This window comes from Rhodoferax sp. RT4P68 (genome assembly GCF_056521305.1).
The window spans coordinates 79,386-97,946 of the sequence record NZ_JBWMBB010000008.1 but is presented as its reverse complement, the minus strand read 5'-3'; the positions used below and the strand labels follow the sequence as shown (position 1 = coordinate 97,946).

The following is an 18,561-nucleotide window of genomic DNA, read 5'->3' as shown; positions in this document are numbered from 1 at the left end:
ATCCGCGGGGCTGGCTCCGCCAGACCGCTGGATGTGCCCCCCTTCGCGCAGCAGAAGGGGGGAGCCGCGAAGCGGCCGGGGGGTAGCTCAGAATTCTGCGTCGAGCTCGTCGATCTCTTCCGGCTCCTTCTTGGCCGCTGCGACCCACTCCTTCATCGGCGGCAAGGCCATGATGCGTTCGCAATAGGCCACGCACTCGGGCTCCAGCGGCACGTCGTAGGTCAGAAAGCGCGTCACCACCGGCGCGTACATCGCGTCGGCCATGCACGGCTGCTCGCCGAACAGGAAGGGGCCACCATACAGGGCCAGGCACTCGGCCCAGATCTCCAGAATGCGGTCGATGTCGGCCTGCGCGCGGGACCACACCTTGAACCCCGGAAAGTGGCCCTTGATGTTCATCGGCAGCGACGAGCGCAGCGCCGAAAAGCCAGAATGCATCTCGCCACAGATCGAGCGGCAGTGCGCGCGCGCAGCCTGGTCGTCCGGCAGCAGGCCCGCCTTGGGCTTGATCTCGTTCAAATACTCGCCGATGGCCATGGTGTCCCACACCTTGATCTTGTGGTGCGCCAATGCGGGCACCCGCATGGACGAGGACAGCAACAGCATCTCTGCCTTCATCGCAGGATCGTCGGGCGAGACCACGGTCTCGGTGAACTCGAGTCCGGAAAGCTTGGTCATCAGCCAACCCCGCAGTGCCCACGCACCGTAGTTTTTGCTGCTGATCGTCAACACGGCCTTGGTCGCTGCGCTCATCGTCATCGCCTCCAGTGGGCCACCTGTGTGCAAGGGCTGTGCCAGCGCGCTGCGTTACGCCAACGTTACATGCTGGCCCGCAACTTGCCTGCATGCGTGCATTCCAGCCGTCCACGAACACCCGCATGCTCTACCAGGCCTACCAGTTTCAGTCCGACCTGATGTCGCCGATGCGGTTGCTCGCCCAGTCGCTGGGGGCGGCGCTGTGGCTCGACGACACCGATCGCAGTCCGCTGCGCAAGATCGCGTCCGCCAGCCAGGTGTTGGCGCACATGCGGCTCACGCACTCGCGGCCGGCCTACGGCATCGACAGCGTCCAGATCAATGGCGAGCGCGTGCCGGTGACCGAGGAGGTCGGCCTGAAGCTGCCCTTCGGCAGCCTGCTGCACTTCAAGCGGCAACTGCCCGACCACCTGCCCGCACAGCCGCGTGTGCTGCTGGTCGCCCCGTTGTCGGGCCACTTCGCGACACTGCTGCGCGAGACCGCGCGCACGCTGCTGCAGGACCATGACGTCTACATCACCGACTGGCACAACGCACGCGATGTGGCGCTCCAGCACGGCGCGTTCACGCTGGACGACTACATCGCTTACATGATGGAGTTCATCGCCGCCGTGGGTACCAGCACGCATGTCATCGCCGTGTGCCAGCCCTGCGTGGCCGCATTGGCCGCTGCGGCACTGATGGCCGAGGACGACCACCCGGCGCAGCCACGCAGCCTCACCCTGATGGCCGGCCCGGTGGACTGCCGCGTCAACCCCACCGGGGTCAACACGCTGGCCATCAGCAAGCCCATCGGCTGGTTCGAGAAGAACCTCATCAGCCACGTGCCCATGCCACACGCGGGTTTCATGCGCCGCGTGTACCCCGGCTTCGTGCAGCTCGCGGCCTTCCTGAGCATGAACCTGGAGCGGCACAAGCAGCAATACAAGGACATGTACAAGCACCTGCTCGAAGGCGATATCGAGAAAGCCACGACCATCCGCGTGTTCTACGACGAATACCTGGCGGTCAACGACCTGCCGGCGGAGTTCTACCTGGAGACGGTCGAGAAGGTATTCCAGACCTATGACCTGCCACGCGGCGCCCTCACCTTCCGCAGCCGCGTCGTCAACCCGGCGGCCATCCGGCGCACAGCGCTGATGACGGTGGAAGGTGAGCGAGACGACATCTGCTCGGTGGGCCAGACGCTGGCCGCGCAGGACCTGTGCACCAGCGTGCGCCCGTTCCGCAAGACCCACCACGTGCAGACCGGTGTGGGCCACTATGGCGTCTTCAGTGGCCGCAAGTGGAACCAGGAGATTTATCCGCGTGTGCGCGACATGATCTACGCGATGGCGGACTGAAGACGTCTGCCGGGGCCCGCGGCGGGCCCGTCAAAAAAAGATGGCGAAGGAGCGCTTCAGCCCCTGTCTGCGTCTTCTTCCGCCGGCCAGTCGCGGATGTAGGCCTTGAGCATCTTGTTCTCGAAGTTCTGGCTGTCCACCACGGCACGGGCCACGTCGTAGAAGCTGATCACACCCATCAGCATGCGCTTGTCCATCACGGGCATGTAGCGGGCGTGGCGGTCCAGCATCATGCGGCGCACTTCGTCCAGTTCGGTCTCCGACGTGCATGTCAACGGTGCATCATCCATCGCGGTGCGCACCAGCGTCGTGCCCAATGCGCCGCCGTTCTTCACCACGGTCTTGATGACTTCGCGGAATGTGAGCATGCCCACCAGGTCACCGTGCTCCATCACCACCAGCGAGCCCAGGTCCTTCTCGGACATCGTGGAGACCGCGACCGACAGGGGTTCATCGGGTGTGACGGTGTATAGCGTGCTGCCTTTGACGCGCAGGATATCGGCGACTTTCATGGGACTCTCCTCGTGACCATCCGCACTGCGGAACGTTGATTGAATATAGCCCACAATCGCCGCGCATCTGCCTCTTTTCGCCTTCGCAGGAGACCCGCATGGCCGGCTATTCGGACCCTGGCTTCGACACCCTGGCGCTGCATGCGGGCGCAGCACCAGACCCTGTCACCGGCGCACGCGCCGTGCCCATCCACCTCACGACTTCGTTCGTGTTCGAGTCCAGTGACCACGCGGCCTCGCTGTTTAATCTTGAACGCGCGGGCCACGTGTATTCGCGCATCAGCAACCCCACGAATGCCGTGCTCGAACAGCGGGTCGCCGCACTCGAGGGCGGCATCGGTGCCATCGCCACGGCCAGCGGCCAGGCCGCGCTGCATCTGGCGGTGGCCACGCTGATGGGGGCGGGCGGGCACATCGTGGCCAGCACCGCGCTGTATGGCGGCTCGCAGAATCTGCTGCACTACACGATGCGGCGCTTCGGCATCGACACGACCTTCGTCAAGCCCGGCGACATCGACGGCTGGCGCAACGCCATCACACCTGCGACGCGGCTGCTGTTCGGCGAGACCGTCGGCAACCCGGGCCTGGACGTGCTGGACATCCCCACCGTGTCGGCCATCGCGCACGAGGCGGGCGTGCCGCTGTTGGTCGATTCGACGCTGACCTCACCCTGGCTCATCAAGCCGTTCGAGCTGGGGGCCGACCTCATCTACCACTCGGCCACCAAGTTTCTCTCGGGCCACGGCACGGTGATCGGAGGCGTGCTGGTCGACGGTGGCAGCTTCGACTGGGCAGCTTCCCATGCGGCGAGCGGCCGCTTCGCGGAGCTGGCAACGGCCTACGACGGCTTTCACAACATGGTGTTCACCGAAGAAAGCACGGTGGGCGCCTTCTTGCTGCGCGCGCGGCGCGAGGGGCTGCGCGACTTCGGCGCTTGCATGAGCCCGCACACGGCCTGGCTGATCCTGCAGGGCATCGAGACGCTGCCGCTGCGCATGGAGCGGCACATGGCCAACACGCGCAAGGTGGTCGAGTTTCTGGCGGCGCAGCCCTTCGTGTCGCGCGTGGGACATCCGCTGCTGGAAAGCCACCCCAGCCATGCGCTGGCCAACAAGCTGCTGCCGCGCGGTGCGGGTTCGGTGTTCAGCTTCGACATCCGCGGCTCGCGCGACCAGGGCCGCAAGTTCATCGAGGCACTGAAGATCTTCAGCCACCTCGCCAATGTGGGTGACTGCCGTTCGCTGGTGATCCACCCGGCCAGCACCACGCACTTCCGCATGAGCGACGAGGCACTGGCCGCAGGCGGCATCGGCCAGGGCACGATCCGCCTGTCGATCGGGCTGGAGGATGCGGACGACCTGATCGACGACCTGAAGAATGCGTTGAAGGCGGCGGAAAAATCGACGGGGAGGGCAGCATGAACCTCGTCGTCAACGGCCATGACTCCTACTGCTACACGGGTGGCAAAGCCTTCGATGCGGCCAAGCCCACGGTCGTCTTCATCCACGGCGTGCTGAACGACCACAGCGTGTGGATTCTGCAGAGCCGCTACCTTGCGCACCACGGCTTCAACGTGCTGGCGGTCGATCTGCCGGGCCATTGCCGCAGCGCCGGCGAGGCGCCCTCTTCCGTCGAAGAAGCCGCCGAGTTCATCGGCGCCCTGCTGGACGCGGCCGGCGTCGACCAAGCTGCGCTGGTCGGCCACAGCTGGGGCTCGCTGATCGCACTCGAGGCCGCGAGCCGGCTGCGCGAGCGCGTATCGCATCTCGTCCTCGTCGGCACCGCATTTCCGATGAAGGTCTCCCAGGCGCTGCTGGAAGCTTCGCAGCACGACCCCGAGGCCGCGTTGAAGTTGGTCAACGTCTTCTCGCGCTCCACGCTGGCGGCTCCGCCCTCGTCCCTGGGGCCGGGCACCTGGGTCTATGGCGCCAGCATGGCGCTGGGCCGGCGCGTGCTGCGCAGCAATGCGACGGCCAACGTGTTCCACCGCGGCTTTGCAGCCTGCAACGACTACGCGAGCGGCGAGGTGGCGATTGCGCAGATCACCTGCCCCGTGCTGTTCGTGCTGGGTGCGCAGGACCAGATGACACCGCCCAAGGCCGCCCAGGGCTTGATCGCCAAGGCCCGCGCCGCCGGCCAGAAGGTGACGGTGGTGCAGCCGCCCGTGGGCCACCACCAGATGACCGAAACGCCGGACGCCACCTTGTTCGCGATCCGCGATTTCCTGCGCGGCTGAGCGCGCCTCCCGGCAGGGCCGCCTACAGCGCGTCGCGCAGCCGCAGCGTGTCCCAGTGGCCGCGCTCCCACAGTGGTGCCAGCGCCGCGCCACGGTCGACCAGCAGGCGCTCCAGCAAGGGCGCGAGCAGCGTCTCATCCGGGTCGGCCAGCAGCACGTAACGCGCTTCGGTGGTGACGGGCTGGGCTGCCTCGTCGAGCCGGGCGATCCAGTCCAGCGCGACCAGCGCGTCCAGCACCGGTTCCAACTGCAAGGGGCCCGTGCCCAGACGCCGGCCAAGCTCGGCCCCGCCCAGGCCGTGCAAGGCCTCTCGCCGCGCTCCGTGCAGGTTCTGCAGCACCTCGATCGCCAGATGGAAGTGCCAGCCATGCGCGCTGGCAGGCCGGGCCACACCTTCGAGCAGGCTGGGCAGGTAGGCAACCGTCACGGCGCCCAGTAGCACGATCACCCAGGCCAGGTAGATCCACACCAGCAAGATGGGCGCGGTGGCAAAGGCGCCGTACATCGCCGAGTACATGGGCACCGAGGCCAGGTACAGGCTGAGCAGGCGCTTGGCCAGCTCGATGCCGACCGCCACGAACACCCCGCCCACGAGCGCGTGGCCCCATTTCACGTGCGTGTTGGGCACATGCCGGTACACGCTGGCCATGCCACCGGACAGCAGCATGAACTCCACCACATCGAGCAGCAGCCGCACACCGCCGGGCAGGGCCTCGACCACGCCGCGCGATGACGAAATGGCGTACGACGTCAGCGCCAGGCTGGCCCCCAGCGCCAGCGGCCCCAGCGTGATCAGGGCCCAGTAGATCAGCACGCGCTGGCCCAATGGCCGCGCGCGCCGCACGCGCCAGATGCGGTTCAGCGTGTGGTCGATCGTCAGCACCAGGGCCAGCGCGGTGGCCAGCACCACCGCCAGGCCGGCAGCCCCCAGGCGGCTGGCCTGGCTGGCGAACTGCGTGAGGTAACCCAGCACCTGGCGCGCGATACTGTCGGGCACCAGGCTTTGGATCAGCCAGCGCTGCAGCCCGCCCTGCACGGTGTTGAACATCGGGAACACGGTGAAGACCGCAAGGGCCACCGTGAACAGCGGCACCAGCGCCAGCGTGGTGGTGAAAGTCAGACTGCTGGCGGTCAGCGCCAACTGGTCTTCGCGGAAGCGTTCGCGCAGCGTGTGGCCAGTGTTGCGCCAGGGGAACTGCGCCAGTCGCTGCAGCAGCGCCAACAGGCGCGGCGGCAGCCGGCGGGTGACGGAGAGCATGACCGTATGATGCCACCGCCATGACACCCCCCTCCCCCCTGCCAGAGCCCTCTGGGCCCGCCGTCCAGTGGACGCGCACGCTCGCGGTGGCCAGCCTGCTGGGCCTGATCGCGCTCGGTCTGGCCTGGGAGCTGTGGCTGGCGCCGCTGCGCCCGGGCGGCTCGTGGCTGGCCCTCAAAGTGCTGCCGCTGTGCCTGCCACTGGCCGGGCTGCTGAAGAACCGCATGTACACCTACCGCTGGCTCAGCCTCTTGATCTGGCTGTACTTCACCGAGGGCGCGGTACGCGCTTTTGGCGATGCCGTGCCCGCCAGCCGCTGGTGCGCAATGGCGGAAGTGCTGCTGTGCCTGCTGCTGTTCACCGCCTGCGCGCTGCATGTGCGCCTGCGTTTTCGCAATGTCCGCGCGGCCGCTGCCGCGACGGGCGCCTGAAGGATGGACGACATGACCGATTTGCTCGATTCCCTGCGCACCACCGTCGGCGCTGCGCATGTACTGACCGAAGGCGATCTATCGGCCTGGGAGCAGGACTGGCGCAAGCGCTCGCGCGGCAAGTCTTTGGCTGTGGTGCGGCCCGCCAGCACGCAGGAGGTGGCGGCCGTCGTCAAGGCCTGCGCCGCGGCCGGCACCAGCCTGGTTCCGCAGGGCGGCAACACCGGCCTGGTGTGCGGCTCTACGCCGGATGAGAGCGGCACGCAGATCGTGCTGGCGCTGACCCGCATGAACGCCGTGCGCGCGCTGGACCCGGCCAACCTCACGATGACGGTGGAGGCCGGCTGCATCCTGCAGTCGCTGCAGGAGACGGCCGAGAAGGAAGGCTTCCTGTTCCCGCTGAGCCTGGCGGCCGAGGGCAGCTGCACCATCGGCGGCAACCTGTCGACCAACGCCGGCGGCACGCAGGTCGTGCGCTACGGCAACGCGCGCGAGCTGTGCCTGGGCCTGGAGGTGGTCACGGCCCAGGGCGAGATCTGGCAAGGCCTCACGGGCCTTCGCAAAGACAACACCGGTTACGACCTGCGCGACCTGTTCATCGGCAGTGAAGGCACGCTGGGTGTCATCACCGCGGCCACGATCAAGCTGTACCCGCTGCCGGCGGCGCGGCTGACGGCCTGGGCGGCCGTGCCGTCGATGGACCACGCCGTGCAGCTGCTGGGCATGGCCCACCGCAGCCTGGGCGCGGGGTTGACGGGCTTCGAAGTCATGGGCCGCTTCGCACTGAGCCTGGTGGCGCGGCACTTCCCGCAGCAGCGCGTGCCCTTCATCACCGGCGCGCCCGAGGCGCCGGACGAGACGCCCTGGTGCGTGCTGCTGGAGAACTCGGACGACGAATCGGAAGAGCACGCCCGCGCGCGCTTCGAGGCGCTGCTGGAGAAAGCCTTCGAAGACGGCTGTGTGACCGATGCCGTGGTCGCAGAGAACCTCACGCAGGCCCACCAGCTCTGGCACATCCGCGAAAGCATTCCGCTGGCCCAGGTCGAAGAAGGGCTGAACATCAAGCACGACATCTCGGTGCCAGTCTCACGCATTCCCGAGTTCGTGCGCGTGACCGACCAGCTGCTGGCCGAGAAGATCCCCGGCGTGCGCATGGTCAACTTCGGCCACCTGGGCGATGGCAACCTGCACTACAACGTGCAGGCGCCGCTGGGCGGCGATGCACATGCGTTCCTGCGCGAGCAAGAAGAGCACGTCAACACCGTGGTGTTCGACTCGGTCCACGCGTTCGACGGTTCGATCTCGGCCGAGCACGGCGTGGGCAGCCTGAAGCAGGCCAAGCTGCCGCACTACAAGTCGCCGGTGGCCATGCAGCTGATGCGCTCGATCAAGGGCGCGCTGGACCCGCAGAACCTGATGAATCCAGGGCGGGTGCTGGAGGTCTGAACTTCATGCGCTTAAAATCTGCGCATACTTGTTGCGCAGGAGCCGCCATGGCGCGTTTCGACAAATCCCCGAAGAAGGCCACCAACCTGTCCTTGAACAGCAAGGTGCTGGAGATGGCCCGCGAGTTGGGCATGAATGTCTCGGAGACCGTTGACGCCCTGCTGGCCAAGGAGGTCGAGCGCCGTTACTGGGAAGGCTGGCAGGAGCGCAACCAGGACGCCATCGACGACTACAACGCCCGCATCCGCCGTGACGGCATCTGGGGAGCCCAGTACCGCACGTTTGCACGCGGGCTGGGCGATGGCAGCCAGGAAGATGCCGGCAAGAAGAAGGCCGCTTGAGATGGCCCGGTTCGATGTCTACGCCAATCCGGAAAAGTCGGAGCACAAGCACACGCCGTTCGTGCTCGACGTGCAGAATGACCATCTGAACGGCGTCGAGACGCGGATCGTGATTCCGCTGCGGGATGCCCGCGTCCATGGACGCCGCCTGGAGCGCATCCATCCCGCCTTCACCGTCAACGCACGAGAGGTCGTGCTCGACACGCCGACGATGGCGACCTTCCCGCGCGAGTGGCTGCGCACGCCCGTGGCGAGCCTGAAGCCACAGCAACACGAGATCCAGTACGCGCTGGACGCTGTCTTCGGCGCCTACTGAATCCACACCAACATGACCGCCCGCCCCACCCGCTCCCAATACGAAGATTTCATGCGCCACGTGCACCAGCACGGCGTGGCCAAGACCGACCGCACCGGCACGGGCACCACCAGCGTGTTCGGCCACCAGATGCGCTTCGATCTCACCGAAGGCTTCCCGCTGGTCACCACGAAAAAGGTGCACCTGAAATCCATCATCCAGGAACTGCTGTGGTTCCTGACCGGCTCGTCCAACAACAACTGGCTCAAGGAGCGCGGCGTCAGCATCTGGGACGAATGGGCCAAGGCCGATGGCGACCTGGGGCCCGTCTATGGTGTGCAGTGGCGGTCGTGGCCCACGCCGGACGGCGGCCACATCGACCAGATCGCCGAAGTGGTCAAGCAACTCAAGAGCAACCCCGATTCACGCCGCATCATCGTGAGCGCATGGAACGTGGCCGATCTTTCGAAGATGGCGCTGATGCCGTGCCACGCGTTCTTCCAGTTCTACGTCGCAGACGGCAAGCTGAGTTGCCAGCTCTACCAGCGCAGCGCAGATATCTTCTTGGGCGTGCCCTTCAACATCGCCAGCTACGCGCTGCTCACCCACATGCTGGCGCAGCAGTGCAACCTGCAGGTGGGCGACTTCATCTGGACCGGTGGCGACTGCCACATCTACAGCAACCACCGCGAACAGGTGGAACTGCAGCTGAGCCGCACGCCCTACCCTTACCCGACGCTCCACATCAAGCGCCGACCCGATTCGATCTTCGACTACCAGTTCGAAGACTTCGAAGTCGTGGACTACCAGCACCACGCCGCCATCAAGGCGCCGGTCGCCATTTGACATGACCACGCTGCACCTGATCCTCGCGCGCGCCGCCAACGGCGTGATCGGCAAGGCCAACGCCCTGCCCTGGCGGCTGCCGGAAGACCTGGCGCACTTCAAGGCCACCACGATGGGCTGCCCGGTGCTGATGGGCCGCAACACCTGGGAATCGCTGCCGCCCAGGTTCCGCCCGCTGCCGGGCCGTTTGAACATCGTGCTGACGCGCCAGCCCGCCTGGCAGGCCGATGGCGCGCTGCGCGCGGCGTCGGTGGACGAGGCGCTGGGCCTGTGCCCGGCGCAAGCCCAAGTGTGGGTCATCGGCGGCGCCGAGCTTTTCGCCCAGGCGATGCCGCTGGCCAGCACGGCCGTGGTGACCGAGCTCGAGGCCGATTTCGAGGGCGACGTGTTTGCGCCGGTGTTCGATGCCGGCTGGCAAGAAACGGCGCGCGAGCGCCATGTCTCCAGCAACGGCTTGGCGTTCAGCTTCGTGACCTTGCGCAACACGACCGTGCCCGCGAGCGCGCCCTGATCGCTCAACGCTGCGCGGTGGTCGCGTCGCGCGGGCTCAGCAGATAGGGCAGCAGCCCGAGCAGTACCAGCGCCGCGGCACTGCCGAAGATGGCGGTCCACGTGCTGCCCGGCGACCAGCCGGCCCGCTGCCCGGCATCGGCGATCTGGCCGAACGCCCAGGCGGCAAACGCCGAGCCCAGAAACACAAAGCTGTTCAGCAGCCCCAGGCCGCGCCCGCGCACGGCCGGTGCCAGCAGCTGGCGGCCATGCGTCATGACCAGCGGGTGCAGCATGCCGATGATGACCACCAGCGTCAGCATCACGACATGCGACAGCACCTCTCCCCCAGGCCACCCCGCCAGCACCAGCGCTGCGCTGCCCGATGCCACCGACACCCCGATCACCGTGGCCCGCAGCGAACTGCGGCGCACCAGGCGCGGCAGCAGCAGCGCCGTGGCGAAGCTGCCCAACGTGATGCCTGTCAGCGCCAGGCCGCGCGCATCGGCGTCCAGCCCGAACACGGACGAGAAGTACGGCCCACCCCAGGCGTTGCGAAACGTGGTGCCCGCCGCCATGCCCACGCACATCGGAATCAGCGTCCACAGCGCCGGCACCGCCAGCAAGCGCGCACTGGCCGCCAGCATGGCCGTGGGCGCCTCGCGCCGCGCCTCGGCATGGCCGGCATCGCGCACATAACGCCACACGCCGACACAGGCCGCCAGCATGCACAGCGCGGCCACGCCGATGGCCACGCGCCAGCCCAGCTGGTGCGCCACCCAGCCCAGCGGCCAGGTGGCGCACAGTGCGCCCAACATGCCGATGGCGTTGGAGCGGCCCATGAAGGGAACGTGCCGGTCTGGCGGCAGGTTCTCGGCCGCGTAGTGCATCAGCCCCATGAACACCGGCGCGCAGGCCAGGCCCAGGCCGACCTGCGCCAGCATGGCCGTGGGCCCATTCGGCGCCAGCGCGAAGAGCACGGCCGAGACCACGCCCACGGCCAGCAGCCAACGCGTCGGCGCGCCCACGCCATGCCGGTCGAACGCAATGCCCACGGGGATCTGCGCCACGGCGAAAGCCAGGAAGAAACACGACGACAGCAGCCCGAAGTCGGCCGGCGACAGCGCCAGGTCGTGCTGCAGCTCAGGCGCCATCACGGCCAGGCAGGAACGGAAGAACTGGCTCAGCGAGAACGCGAAGACCAGGGCGCGCAGGCCGCGCGAGGAGATGGTTGGGGACATGGGGGCTGCGCAGAAGGAGGGCCGGGCGAGGCCGCATCCTACCCACGCGCACCGCTCGACGACGACCCCTGCACGACGCAGGACTGCGCGCCGCAGCCCTTCGTCAGGCCGGGCCGGAGCCGGCCGGCTGCGCCGTCGCGTGCTCGCACATGGATCGGCTCCAGTTCGCCTTCAGCACCATGGCACCGTCGCGCTCCTCCCAGTAACGCCCGGCGACCGCCGATTTCCCAGTGATGAACGCGCGCCGCCGTGCAATGCGGTCTTCGCCCAGTACGTTCTTCGTGATCGCTAGCCGCAGCGTACCGTCCGGCGCAAACAACAGCGTGCCGCCGCCGACGAAGCCGAAGCCTGGAAGAGCGTCGCGCGCCGCAACGCTGACGGTCTGCGTCACCACCGCTACCGTCTCGAACAGCACGTCGCCGTTGGGGGCCACGCGCCGCGTTACCTCGATCGCGTCGATGCACGGCAGCGCAAACGTGACCCGCTCACCTGATGGCACGGCCTGCTCGGGTGTCGCCAGCCCGCACTCCCGTGCGACACCGGGAAGCGTCAGCCATTCGCCCAGCGCCTTCGCCTGCCGCAGGCGCTCGTCCACCGGCAGCGGGCGGCCCGGGGCGCCGGCGAACTGCGTGCGGGCGAAGCTCAGGCCCTCTGCCGGCGGCAGCGCACGCCGCGGTGGCGCCCACACCAGCGCATCTTCGGACAGGCTGATGACATGGGTGGGCACGATCTCGCGCACCCGAAAGGCATCGATCAGCGCCTCGCGGATGGCCCAGGGGTCATCGGGGCGCAGCTCCGTGTCGGCGGTGATCATGGCGCGCAGAAACTCGCCCAACTTGATGTCGGCCGGCGGGCAGTAGTCGATTGCCCGCACCACGATGGCGGTGAACTGGCGGGCCAGCAACGCCGCCTCTTCGGCCAGCGCGTCCAGCAAGTCCGGCGCCAGGCTGCCCAGCGGCAGCACGCCGCTGCCCGAGGTTGCCAACCTTCGCAACCGCGCGGTGCGGCGCCGGTACACCGTGTCGAACGCGTCGAACACCGCCGCCAGCAGCACCTCGCCCATGTCGTGCTCTTCCAGGTCGTGCCGGTAGATGCCGGTGGGCTCCTGACTTTCAGGCCGGCGGCCGGGTCGGCCGTCCGCCCGGCGCAGGGCGTCGCGGTCTCCCGTCTGGCCGAACTGCCGCGCGATGCAGCACAGCCAATCGGTCGCGGTCTCGTTGTCATCGCGCCGCACCACGACCGACCTGGAAGCCTGCAATGCGTCGCGTAGCGCATGCGGATACTGAAAGTGCTGGAACAGGGCGACCAGATCGGCAAAGCCTTCGTGGAAGCCGGGCACATCGTGGGAGGTCGGCTCCATGAAGCGCGGGCGCTGGCTGTCCAGCAGCGCGTGGGCGATCTCATGGGCCACGATGTCGTGCGAGAGCGCCGTGAACACCCAGCCCGCACGTTCTGTTACGAAGTAGCCGAACCGCAGTTCGCCGCGCGCAGCGTCATACCAGGCATTGCGCTCGCCGGTGCCCAGCGGAAACATGCGCAACCGGGCCGGCGCGGCACCGGAGCGGCCAAACGACCAGCCCGGCTCGCGCCCCAGCGCGAAGCGGAAAGCGGCGTGCACCTGGCTGGCCACCGCATAGACCATCTGCGCGTGAAAGCGCGGGTTCGATTCCGACGGTGCATACCCGTCCTGCAGCAGCTGGCTGGCGTCGTCGAGGTGCGGCGGGTCGAGCGCGACGCCCTCGGCATCGAGCATGCAGACCTCGAAGATGCGCCCGCACAGGCTTTGCGAGCCGGCATGCACATCGGCCGGCTCCAAGGTTAGCGGCTCGTAGTCGACATGCGCCACGGCCGAGCGGCCCTCGAAGCGCTTGGCCACCGGATCACTGGTGAAGACGCGCAGGCGCCGGTAGGGCGGGTCGCCGGCGCGGCGCTCGGCCGTCTGCGCGACCGGGTGGCGCAGACGGTCGTGTACCAGGAACTGAACCGGCAGTTCCTCTGGCGGCGGCGTGCCGTGCGCTGACGTGGCCACCTCAGGCCCCACCGAACAGCGGCGCATTCAGCCGCTCGATCGGCCCTTCGATCTGCGGGTGCTGGCGCGCGCCGTTGCCGAAAGCGTCGACGACCTGCTGGTGCAGCGCACGCGCCGTCTCCGGCAGCGCTCCAGCGGCCAGCAGGCGCGTCGCGCGCAGTGTGAACTCGCCATGGCCATCGCTCTCCCAAGCAAACTCCTTGGACGTGCAGGCGCTGAACAACAGTTCCATCTTGGCCACGCGTGGCGCCGGCAGTTGGACGCCATTGCGCGCACGCATGGCGCGGATGGCCGCCGTGACCTCTGGCGTCGGCGCGATCTCACGTTTGCGCGCAATGCCCGCACCGCCCACGTTGCCCGCATGGCGCGCATTGCGCGGTGACGCCTGCATGAGAGCGCGCGAGATGGTGCCGGAGCTGCAGCAGTCCGCAAAGATCGTGAGCCGGGCGCCGGCGACCAGCCGGTCACACAGCGCGCCCAGGTCGTCGTCGAGCAGCACCGCACCGCTTGCGTAGTCGATCGGGCACAAAGCCTCGTCGAAGCTGGGGCTATCGCTGGTCGCCTCGTCACGGTTGAGGTCGCGGATCTGCATGCCGTGGCCGGCGTACTGGAACACGATCTCGTCGCCCGCCCGCGCGCTGTCGATCAACTGTTCCAGCTTGCCGACCAAGGCGGCGCGCGTCGGGTCGATCAAGGGCTCCACGGTGAAGCCGAGCCGCTCCAAGGTCATTTTCCACAGTGCCGCGTCGTTGATGCAGCCGTAAAGCTTGTCTTTGTCCAGGGCATAGTTATCAATGCCTACGCACAGCGCGCGCCGCCGGCCGCTGCCCTGCGCAGCCGGGCTGGCCAACGGTGACTGCGATGTTGGTGGCGGTGGCGGTGGTGCTGGCGGGGGTGGCGTGTTGCCAGCGGCCGCATCCCACTCCGGCGGCCAGTCGACCGTGTCTGCCCAGGTGTCCGGCCCTCCGCGCCGAGCATCGTCCGGAAAGCTCTCCCGCAGAGGGTCCGCATCGCTCAGCCCGAGCACGCGGCGCGCCACCGAGTTCATCGTCGGCGGATCGTTGTCGAAGTCGCCGTGCCGCACCGCCCGGCTGGCGCTGCGCCCATCGAGCTCTGAGCTCTTGGACCAGACCAGATCGGCGTGCCCGCTGCCCGCCTGGCCGAGCCCGAACAGTGCGCGCATCGCGGGGTCCGCGCGCAGCGAATCCTCCAGTCCCAGCAGGCGCGTGCCAGAGCGGGGTTCGCAGGCCTCGCTGACGAGGTAGAGCAGAGACTTCTGGTAGATCCGCGCGCAGTTGTCGGCACGCTCGAAATCACGCCGCATGGTGAAGACGGTCAGCGCGTCGACCCCGTTGCCGGCGCCGAGCAAGGGCGCGGCCAGGCTGGCAAACGCATCCACGCGCACCGCTGGCGCCATCAGCTGCAGCGTGGCGAACGAGGGCAGGCCGAGCGCACGTGCGGCACGCACCAGATGCGTATGAAAAATCGCCCCTGCGCTGTGGCCGACCGCGTGAAGATCGACCTGCGCGCCCTCGGCGATGAAGCGGCCGAGCGCGATCAGCAAGTGGCGAGCTGCACCGTCTTCGGCACTGGCCAGCTGCGCAGAAGCCTTCATGCCGCCCCAGATACGCTCGGCCTGCAAAGCGCGCACGGTCTTCTCGATCAACGGGTCGCTCACGTAGTCGTTGAACTTCTCGCCAAACCCTCGCTGGCGCAACGGCGATCGGGCCCGTTCCAAGAGGCTCTTGATGGTCTCGAACAGGCCGGTCTCCCAGACGAAGTGGATCGGATAGATGCCATTGGCAAGCCACCAGCCGACCTGGTTCTGGGCCGTGGCGAGCCCGGCCGATTCCTTCACCAGCCCGCCATGCGCATACAGCACAACCTGCAACCTGCGGTTCTGCGCTGCGGCAGCGGCCGCCGCCGGGCGCAGGTGCTCGTGGATGATCATGTCGACATCTTCCGGCCGACTGGTCATCAACCCGCTGGACGAGAACCGGCCCATGCGCAGGTTCAGTACATACGGGCGCAGCGCGTCGATCTGCTCCGGTGTGGGCGCATCGCCGCCGGCGCCGCCGCGTGCACCGTCGCGCCCAGCGCCGAGCATCGCAGCCACGTCGGCGTGCTGGTAGTCCAGCTCTTCCATCGGCGTATCGCTGGCGGCACTGCGGGCGCCCGCCGGGCCGGGTTCGATCAAGCGCAGGGTGCGTTGCACCAGCGCGTGGTCAGCCCGCGCCGCATCCGGCCACTGCGGCTGCGCGGCTCCCCGCGCCCCACCACGGCCACGCGCACCCGCCGCGTGCATGGCCGTGCGATGCGCTCTCAGCTCGGCGAGAAAGGTGTCGTAGTCGATGCCGGTGCCAGGGCAGCTCTTGGCCGCCATCTGGTTGTGAAAGGCCAGGTTCTCCGCCGGCAGGCCGAACCTGGCCTGCACCAGCGCGATGACGTCCAGCACGGTGCGGCGCTGGGCGCCCTGCAGCTGGTCGCGCCCGGTGTCGAAATCGCCCACCGTCTCGAACATGAAGGCCCCAGACACGCCGTTGCCGTTGTGGCCAATCGCGCTGGCTGGCGCATCGTTCCAGTTACGCCCTGTCCACACGAAGCCTTGGGGGTCGATCGTCAGGTGCTGCGCGATGTCGGAAAAGCCGCGGTCCTGGGTGTGAAATCGCCACATGCCCACCATGGAATCGTGACTCTTCCACATCGCGTGGTTGGGCCGCCAGGTGTGGTGCATGTGCACGTTGGTGATGCGACGGCGAAAGGCGAACGCCTGCAGAACGCTGGCGAACTGGTCGATGGTCAAACGCTGGAACGGTGCGGGCATGAGCGGGTCTCCTGGGCCGGGGTCGGCGCAGCGCATCGTCCCGCTTTCGGCGGGAACGCTCATCCTCAATCCGCAGGATGGACGCGCCGCTTGCGCTCAGGTCGCGATCGTCTGGCGCACCGCCCGCTCCCACTGCTGCATGTGCTGCTGCGCACGCTCGCGCGACATTGCGGGCTCGAAGCGGCGCTCCACCTGCCACTGGGCGGCCAACTCGTCCAGGCCGCCGTAGACGCCGCACGACAGGCCCGCGAGATACGCCGCGCCCAGCGCCGTGGTCTCGATCACCCGCGGACGCACGACAGGGATGCCCAGCAGATCGGCCTGAAACTGCATCAACAGATCGTTGACGCAGGCGCCGCCGTCCACGCGCAGCTCGGTCACACCGGCAAAGCCGGCATCGGCCGCAGCGTCGCGACCCATGGCCTGCAATAGCGCGGCGCTCTGAAACGCAATGCTCTCCAGCGCGGCACGGGCGATGTGCGCCACCGTGCTGCCGCGCGTGAGGCCCACGATGGCGCCGCGCGCGTCGGGGTTCCAATACGGCGCGCCCAGCCCGGTGAAGGCCGGCACCACCAGCACGCCGCCGCTGTCGGGCACGCTCTCGGCCAACGCCTGCACCTGGCTGCTCGACTCGATGGCGCCCAGTCCGTCGCGCAGCCACTGCACGATGGCCCCGCCGATGAACACGCTGCCCTCCAGCGCAAATTCGGGCACCGCACCGGGCACCTGCAGCTGCGCGGCCGAGGTGGTGATCAGCCCGTTGGCCGACTGCAGAAAGCGCGTGCCCGTGTGCATCAGCATGAAGCAGCCGGTGCCATAGGTGTTCTTCGCCAGCCCGGGCCGAAAGCAGGCCTGGCCGAACAGCGCGCTCTGCTGGTCGCCGGCGACGCCGCCGATCGGCACCGGCACGCCGAACACGGCCGCCTGCGTGTGGCCGAACACGTGGCTGGACGGGTGCACCGTCGGCAGCAGCGCGGCCGGCACGCGCAGGAGCGCCAGCAGTTCCTCGTCCCACGCGTTGCGGTGCACGTCCAGCATCAGCGTGCGGGCGGCGTTGCTGACATCGGTGGCATGCACGGCGCCGCCGGTCAGCTGCCACATCAACCACGTATCCACCGTGCCGAAGGCCAGCTCGCCACGCTCGGCCGCGGCGCGCGCGCCGTCCACGTGGTCCAGGATCCACTGCAGCTTGGTGCCCGAAAAATAGGCGTCGATGACCAGACCCGTGCGCGCGCGAAAGGTCGGCTCGTGCCCGGCCTCGCGCAGCGCGGCGCAGGTCGGCTCGGCACGACGGTCTTGCCAGACGATGGCGTTGTAGATCGGCACGCCGGTCTTGCGGTTCCACACCAGCGTGGTCTCGCGCTGGTTGGTGATGCCGATGCCGGCCAGGTCGGTCGGAGCGATGCCGGCCTTGGCCAGCGCCTCGTGCGCAGTGGCCAGCTGGCTCTGCCAGATCTCCATCGGGTCATGCTCCACCCAGCCCGGTTGCGGGTAGATCTGGCGGAACTCGCGCTGGGCGATGGCCACCAGCCGGCCCCCGGCATCGAACACGATGCTGCGCGAGCTGCTGGTGCCCTGGTCCAGCGCGAGTAGAAAGTTCTTGGTCGTCATACAGCGGTGGCTTTCATGCGATCACACAGGCGACCCCGGCCTGGTCCAGCAGCGTGGGGAATAGCGCCGGCGGCGGCGCGTCGGTGAACAGCTTGTCGACCTGCTCCAACCGCGCCACCTCGACCATGGCCGGGCGGTTGAACTTGCTGTGGTCGGCCGCCACCCAGACCTCGCGCGAATGGTCGATGATGGCCCGCGCCACCTTCACTTCGCGAAAGTCGTAGTCGCGCAGGCTGCCGTCGTCCTCGATGCCGGAGATGCCGATCAGCCCGATGTCCACGCGGAACTGGCGGATGAAGTCCACCGTGAGCTCGCCGACGATGCCGCGGTCGCGCGTGCGCACGATGCCGCCGGCCACGATCACCTCGCAATCGGGGTTGCCCGACAGGATGGCCGCCACGTTCAGGTTGTTGGTGATCACGCGCAGGCCCTTGTGGTGCAGCAGCTCGCGCGCAATCGCCTCGGTGGTGGTGCCGATGTTGATCAGCAGCGAACAGCCGTGCGGCACCGCCGCCGCCGCCGCCCGCGCGATGCGCTGCTTGGCGCCCTCGTTGAGCAGCTGGCGCTGCAGATACTCGATGTTCTCCGTCGTCGAACTGGGCACGCGCGCGCCGCCGTGAAAGCGCGCCAGCAGCCCGGCGTCGGCCAGCAGCTTCACATCGCGCCGCACCGTTTGCAGCGTCACGCCGAAACGCTCGGCCAGCGTCTCGACCGAGACCGAGCCACGCGCGCGCACCTCGTCCACCACTTGGGCCTGGCGGGGGTTCAGAGTCATGGCCCGAAGGGTACCGAAGCTGTCCACGGCAGCCACTGCGACAACCCCTCTTGCACTTGGCGAACAGCTTTGCTAAAAACCGAAGCAACTAATCGAGCAATCGAACAAAAACGAAAAAGCAAGGTCCG

The 18,561-nt window shown here is 68.0% G+C and carries 17 protein-coding genes; 9 read left to right on the top strand and 8 right to left on the bottom strand.

The window, feature by feature from the left end; genetic code table 11:
• Positions 1 to 87: 87 nt before the first annotated feature.
• A complete protein-coding gene (locus AC099J_RS18015) occupies positions 88 to 753 on the bottom strand; it encodes a glutathione S-transferase (protein ID WP_479616657.1) in 666 nt (221 codons plus the stop codon).
• Between the two features lie 125 nt (positions 754 to 878).
• Between AC099J_RS18015 and AC099J_RS18010 the strand changes: the two genes are divergently transcribed.
• Positions 879 to 2,099 carry a polyhydroxyalkanoate depolymerase gene (locus AC099J_RS18010; protein ID WP_479616842.1) on the top strand — a complete coding sequence of 407 codons (1,221 nt, stop codon included), beginning with the start codon at positions 879 to 881 and terminating at the stop codon, positions 2,097 to 2,099.
• Between the two features lie 56 nt (positions 2,100 to 2,155).
• Here AC099J_RS18010 and AC099J_RS18005 read toward each other — a convergent pair whose 3' ends face one another.
• On the bottom strand, positions 2,156 to 2,611 hold the full coding sequence (locus AC099J_RS18005; RefSeq protein ID WP_479616656.1) for a CBS domain-containing protein: 456 nt from the start codon (positions 2,609 to 2,611) through the stop codon (positions 2,156 to 2,158).
• A 98-nt stretch (positions 2,612 to 2,709) separates the two neighbouring features.
• Between AC099J_RS18005 and AC099J_RS18000 the strand changes: the two genes are divergently transcribed.
• Together AC099J_RS18000 and AC099J_RS17995 are read left to right on the top strand one after the other, a co-directional pair.
• On the top strand, positions 2,710 to 4,032 hold the full coding sequence (locus AC099J_RS18000) for an O-acetylhomoserine aminocarboxypropyltransferase (protein ID WP_479616655.1): 1,323 nt from the start codon (positions 2,710 to 2,712) through the stop codon (positions 4,030 to 4,032).
• The gene (locus AC099J_RS17995) at positions 4,029 to 4,847 is read left to right on the top strand and encodes an alpha/beta fold hydrolase (protein ID WP_479616654.1); all 819 of its coding nucleotides are present in this window, start codon (positions 4,029 to 4,031) and stop codon (positions 4,845 to 4,847) included. The genes AC099J_RS18000 and AC099J_RS17995 overlap by 4 nt, the downstream gene beginning before the upstream one ends.
• A gap of 22 nt (positions 4,848 to 4,869) precedes the next feature.
• On the opposite strand, the gene AC099J_RS17990 is transcribed toward AC099J_RS17995, so the two are convergent.
• Positions 4,870 to 6,105, bottom strand: a complete 1,236-nt coding sequence (locus AC099J_RS17990) for a YihY family inner membrane protein (protein ID WP_479616653.1) — start codon at positions 6,103 to 6,105, stop codon at positions 4,870 to 4,872.
• A 20-nt stretch (positions 6,106 to 6,125) separates the two neighbouring features.
• Between AC099J_RS17990 and AC099J_RS17985 the strand changes: the two genes are divergently transcribed.
• From AC099J_RS17985 to AC099J_RS17960, 6 genes are read left to right on the top strand one after another with little or no spacing between them, the layout of a single operon-like run.
• A complete protein-coding gene (locus AC099J_RS17985) occupies positions 6,126 to 6,536 on the top strand; it encodes a DUF2069 domain-containing protein (RefSeq protein WP_479616652.1) in 411 nt (136 codons plus the stop codon).
• 12 nt (positions 6,537 to 6,548) lie between these two features.
• Entirely contained in the window at positions 6,549 to 7,982 is a 1,434-nt protein-coding gene (locus tag AC099J_RS17980; RefSeq protein ID WP_479616651.1) for an FAD-binding oxidoreductase, read from the top strand.
• Positions 7,983 to 8,029: 47 nt separating this feature from the next.
• Complete coding sequence (locus tag AC099J_RS17975) at positions 8,030 to 8,323, top strand: type II toxin-antitoxin system CcdA family antitoxin (protein WP_479616650.1); 294 nt, start codon at positions 8,030 to 8,032, stop codon at positions 8,321 to 8,323.
• A gap of 1 nt (position 8,324) precedes the next feature.
• Positions 8,325 to 8,639 (top strand): CcdB family protein, encoded by a 315-nt coding sequence (locus AC099J_RS17970; protein WP_479616649.1) that lies wholly within the window; start codon positions 8,325 to 8,327, stop codon positions 8,637 to 8,639.
• A gap of 12 nt (positions 8,640 to 8,651) precedes the next feature.
• On the top strand, positions 8,652 to 9,464 hold the full coding sequence (locus AC099J_RS17965) for a thymidylate synthase (RefSeq protein WP_479616648.1): 813 nt from the start codon (positions 8,652 to 8,654) through the stop codon (positions 9,462 to 9,464).
• Position 9,465: 1 nt separating this feature from the next.
• Positions 9,466 to 9,975 (top strand): dihydrofolate reductase, encoded by a 510-nt coding sequence (locus tag AC099J_RS17960; protein WP_479616647.1) that lies wholly within the window; start codon positions 9,466 to 9,468, stop codon positions 9,973 to 9,975.
• Between the two features lie 4 nt (positions 9,976 to 9,979).
• On the opposite strand, the gene AC099J_RS17955 is transcribed toward AC099J_RS17960, so the two are convergent.
• From AC099J_RS17955 to AC099J_RS17935, 5 genes are all read right to left on the bottom strand, one after another.
• Complete coding sequence (locus tag AC099J_RS17955) at positions 9,980 to 11,194, bottom strand: MFS transporter (RefSeq protein WP_479616646.1); 1,215 nt, start codon at positions 11,192 to 11,194, stop codon at positions 9,980 to 9,982.
• A 103-nt stretch (positions 11,195 to 11,297) separates the two neighbouring features.
• Positions 11,298 to 13,250 carry a hypothetical protein gene (locus AC099J_RS17950; RefSeq protein ID WP_479616645.1) on the bottom strand — a complete coding sequence of 651 codons (1,953 nt, stop codon included), beginning with the start codon at positions 13,248 to 13,250 and terminating at the stop codon, positions 11,298 to 11,300.
• Positions 13,225 to 16,047 (bottom strand): caspase family protein, encoded by a 2,823-nt coding sequence (locus AC099J_RS17945; RefSeq protein WP_479616644.1) that lies wholly within the window; start codon positions 16,045 to 16,047, stop codon positions 13,225 to 13,227. The genes AC099J_RS17950 and AC099J_RS17945 overlap by 26 nt, the downstream gene beginning before the upstream one ends.
• A gap of 96 nt (positions 16,048 to 16,143) precedes the next feature.
• Entirely contained in the window at positions 16,144 to 17,658 is a 1,515-nt protein-coding gene (gene glpK / locus AC099J_RS17940) for a glycerol kinase GlpK (protein ID WP_479616643.1), read from the bottom strand.
• 13 nt (positions 17,659 to 17,671) lie between these two features.
• Positions 17,672 to 18,460 (bottom strand): DeoR/GlpR family DNA-binding transcription regulator, encoded by a 789-nt coding sequence (locus AC099J_RS17935; RefSeq protein ID WP_479616642.1) that lies wholly within the window; start codon positions 18,458 to 18,460, stop codon positions 17,672 to 17,674.
• Positions 18,461 to 18,561 lie beyond the last annotated feature (101 nt).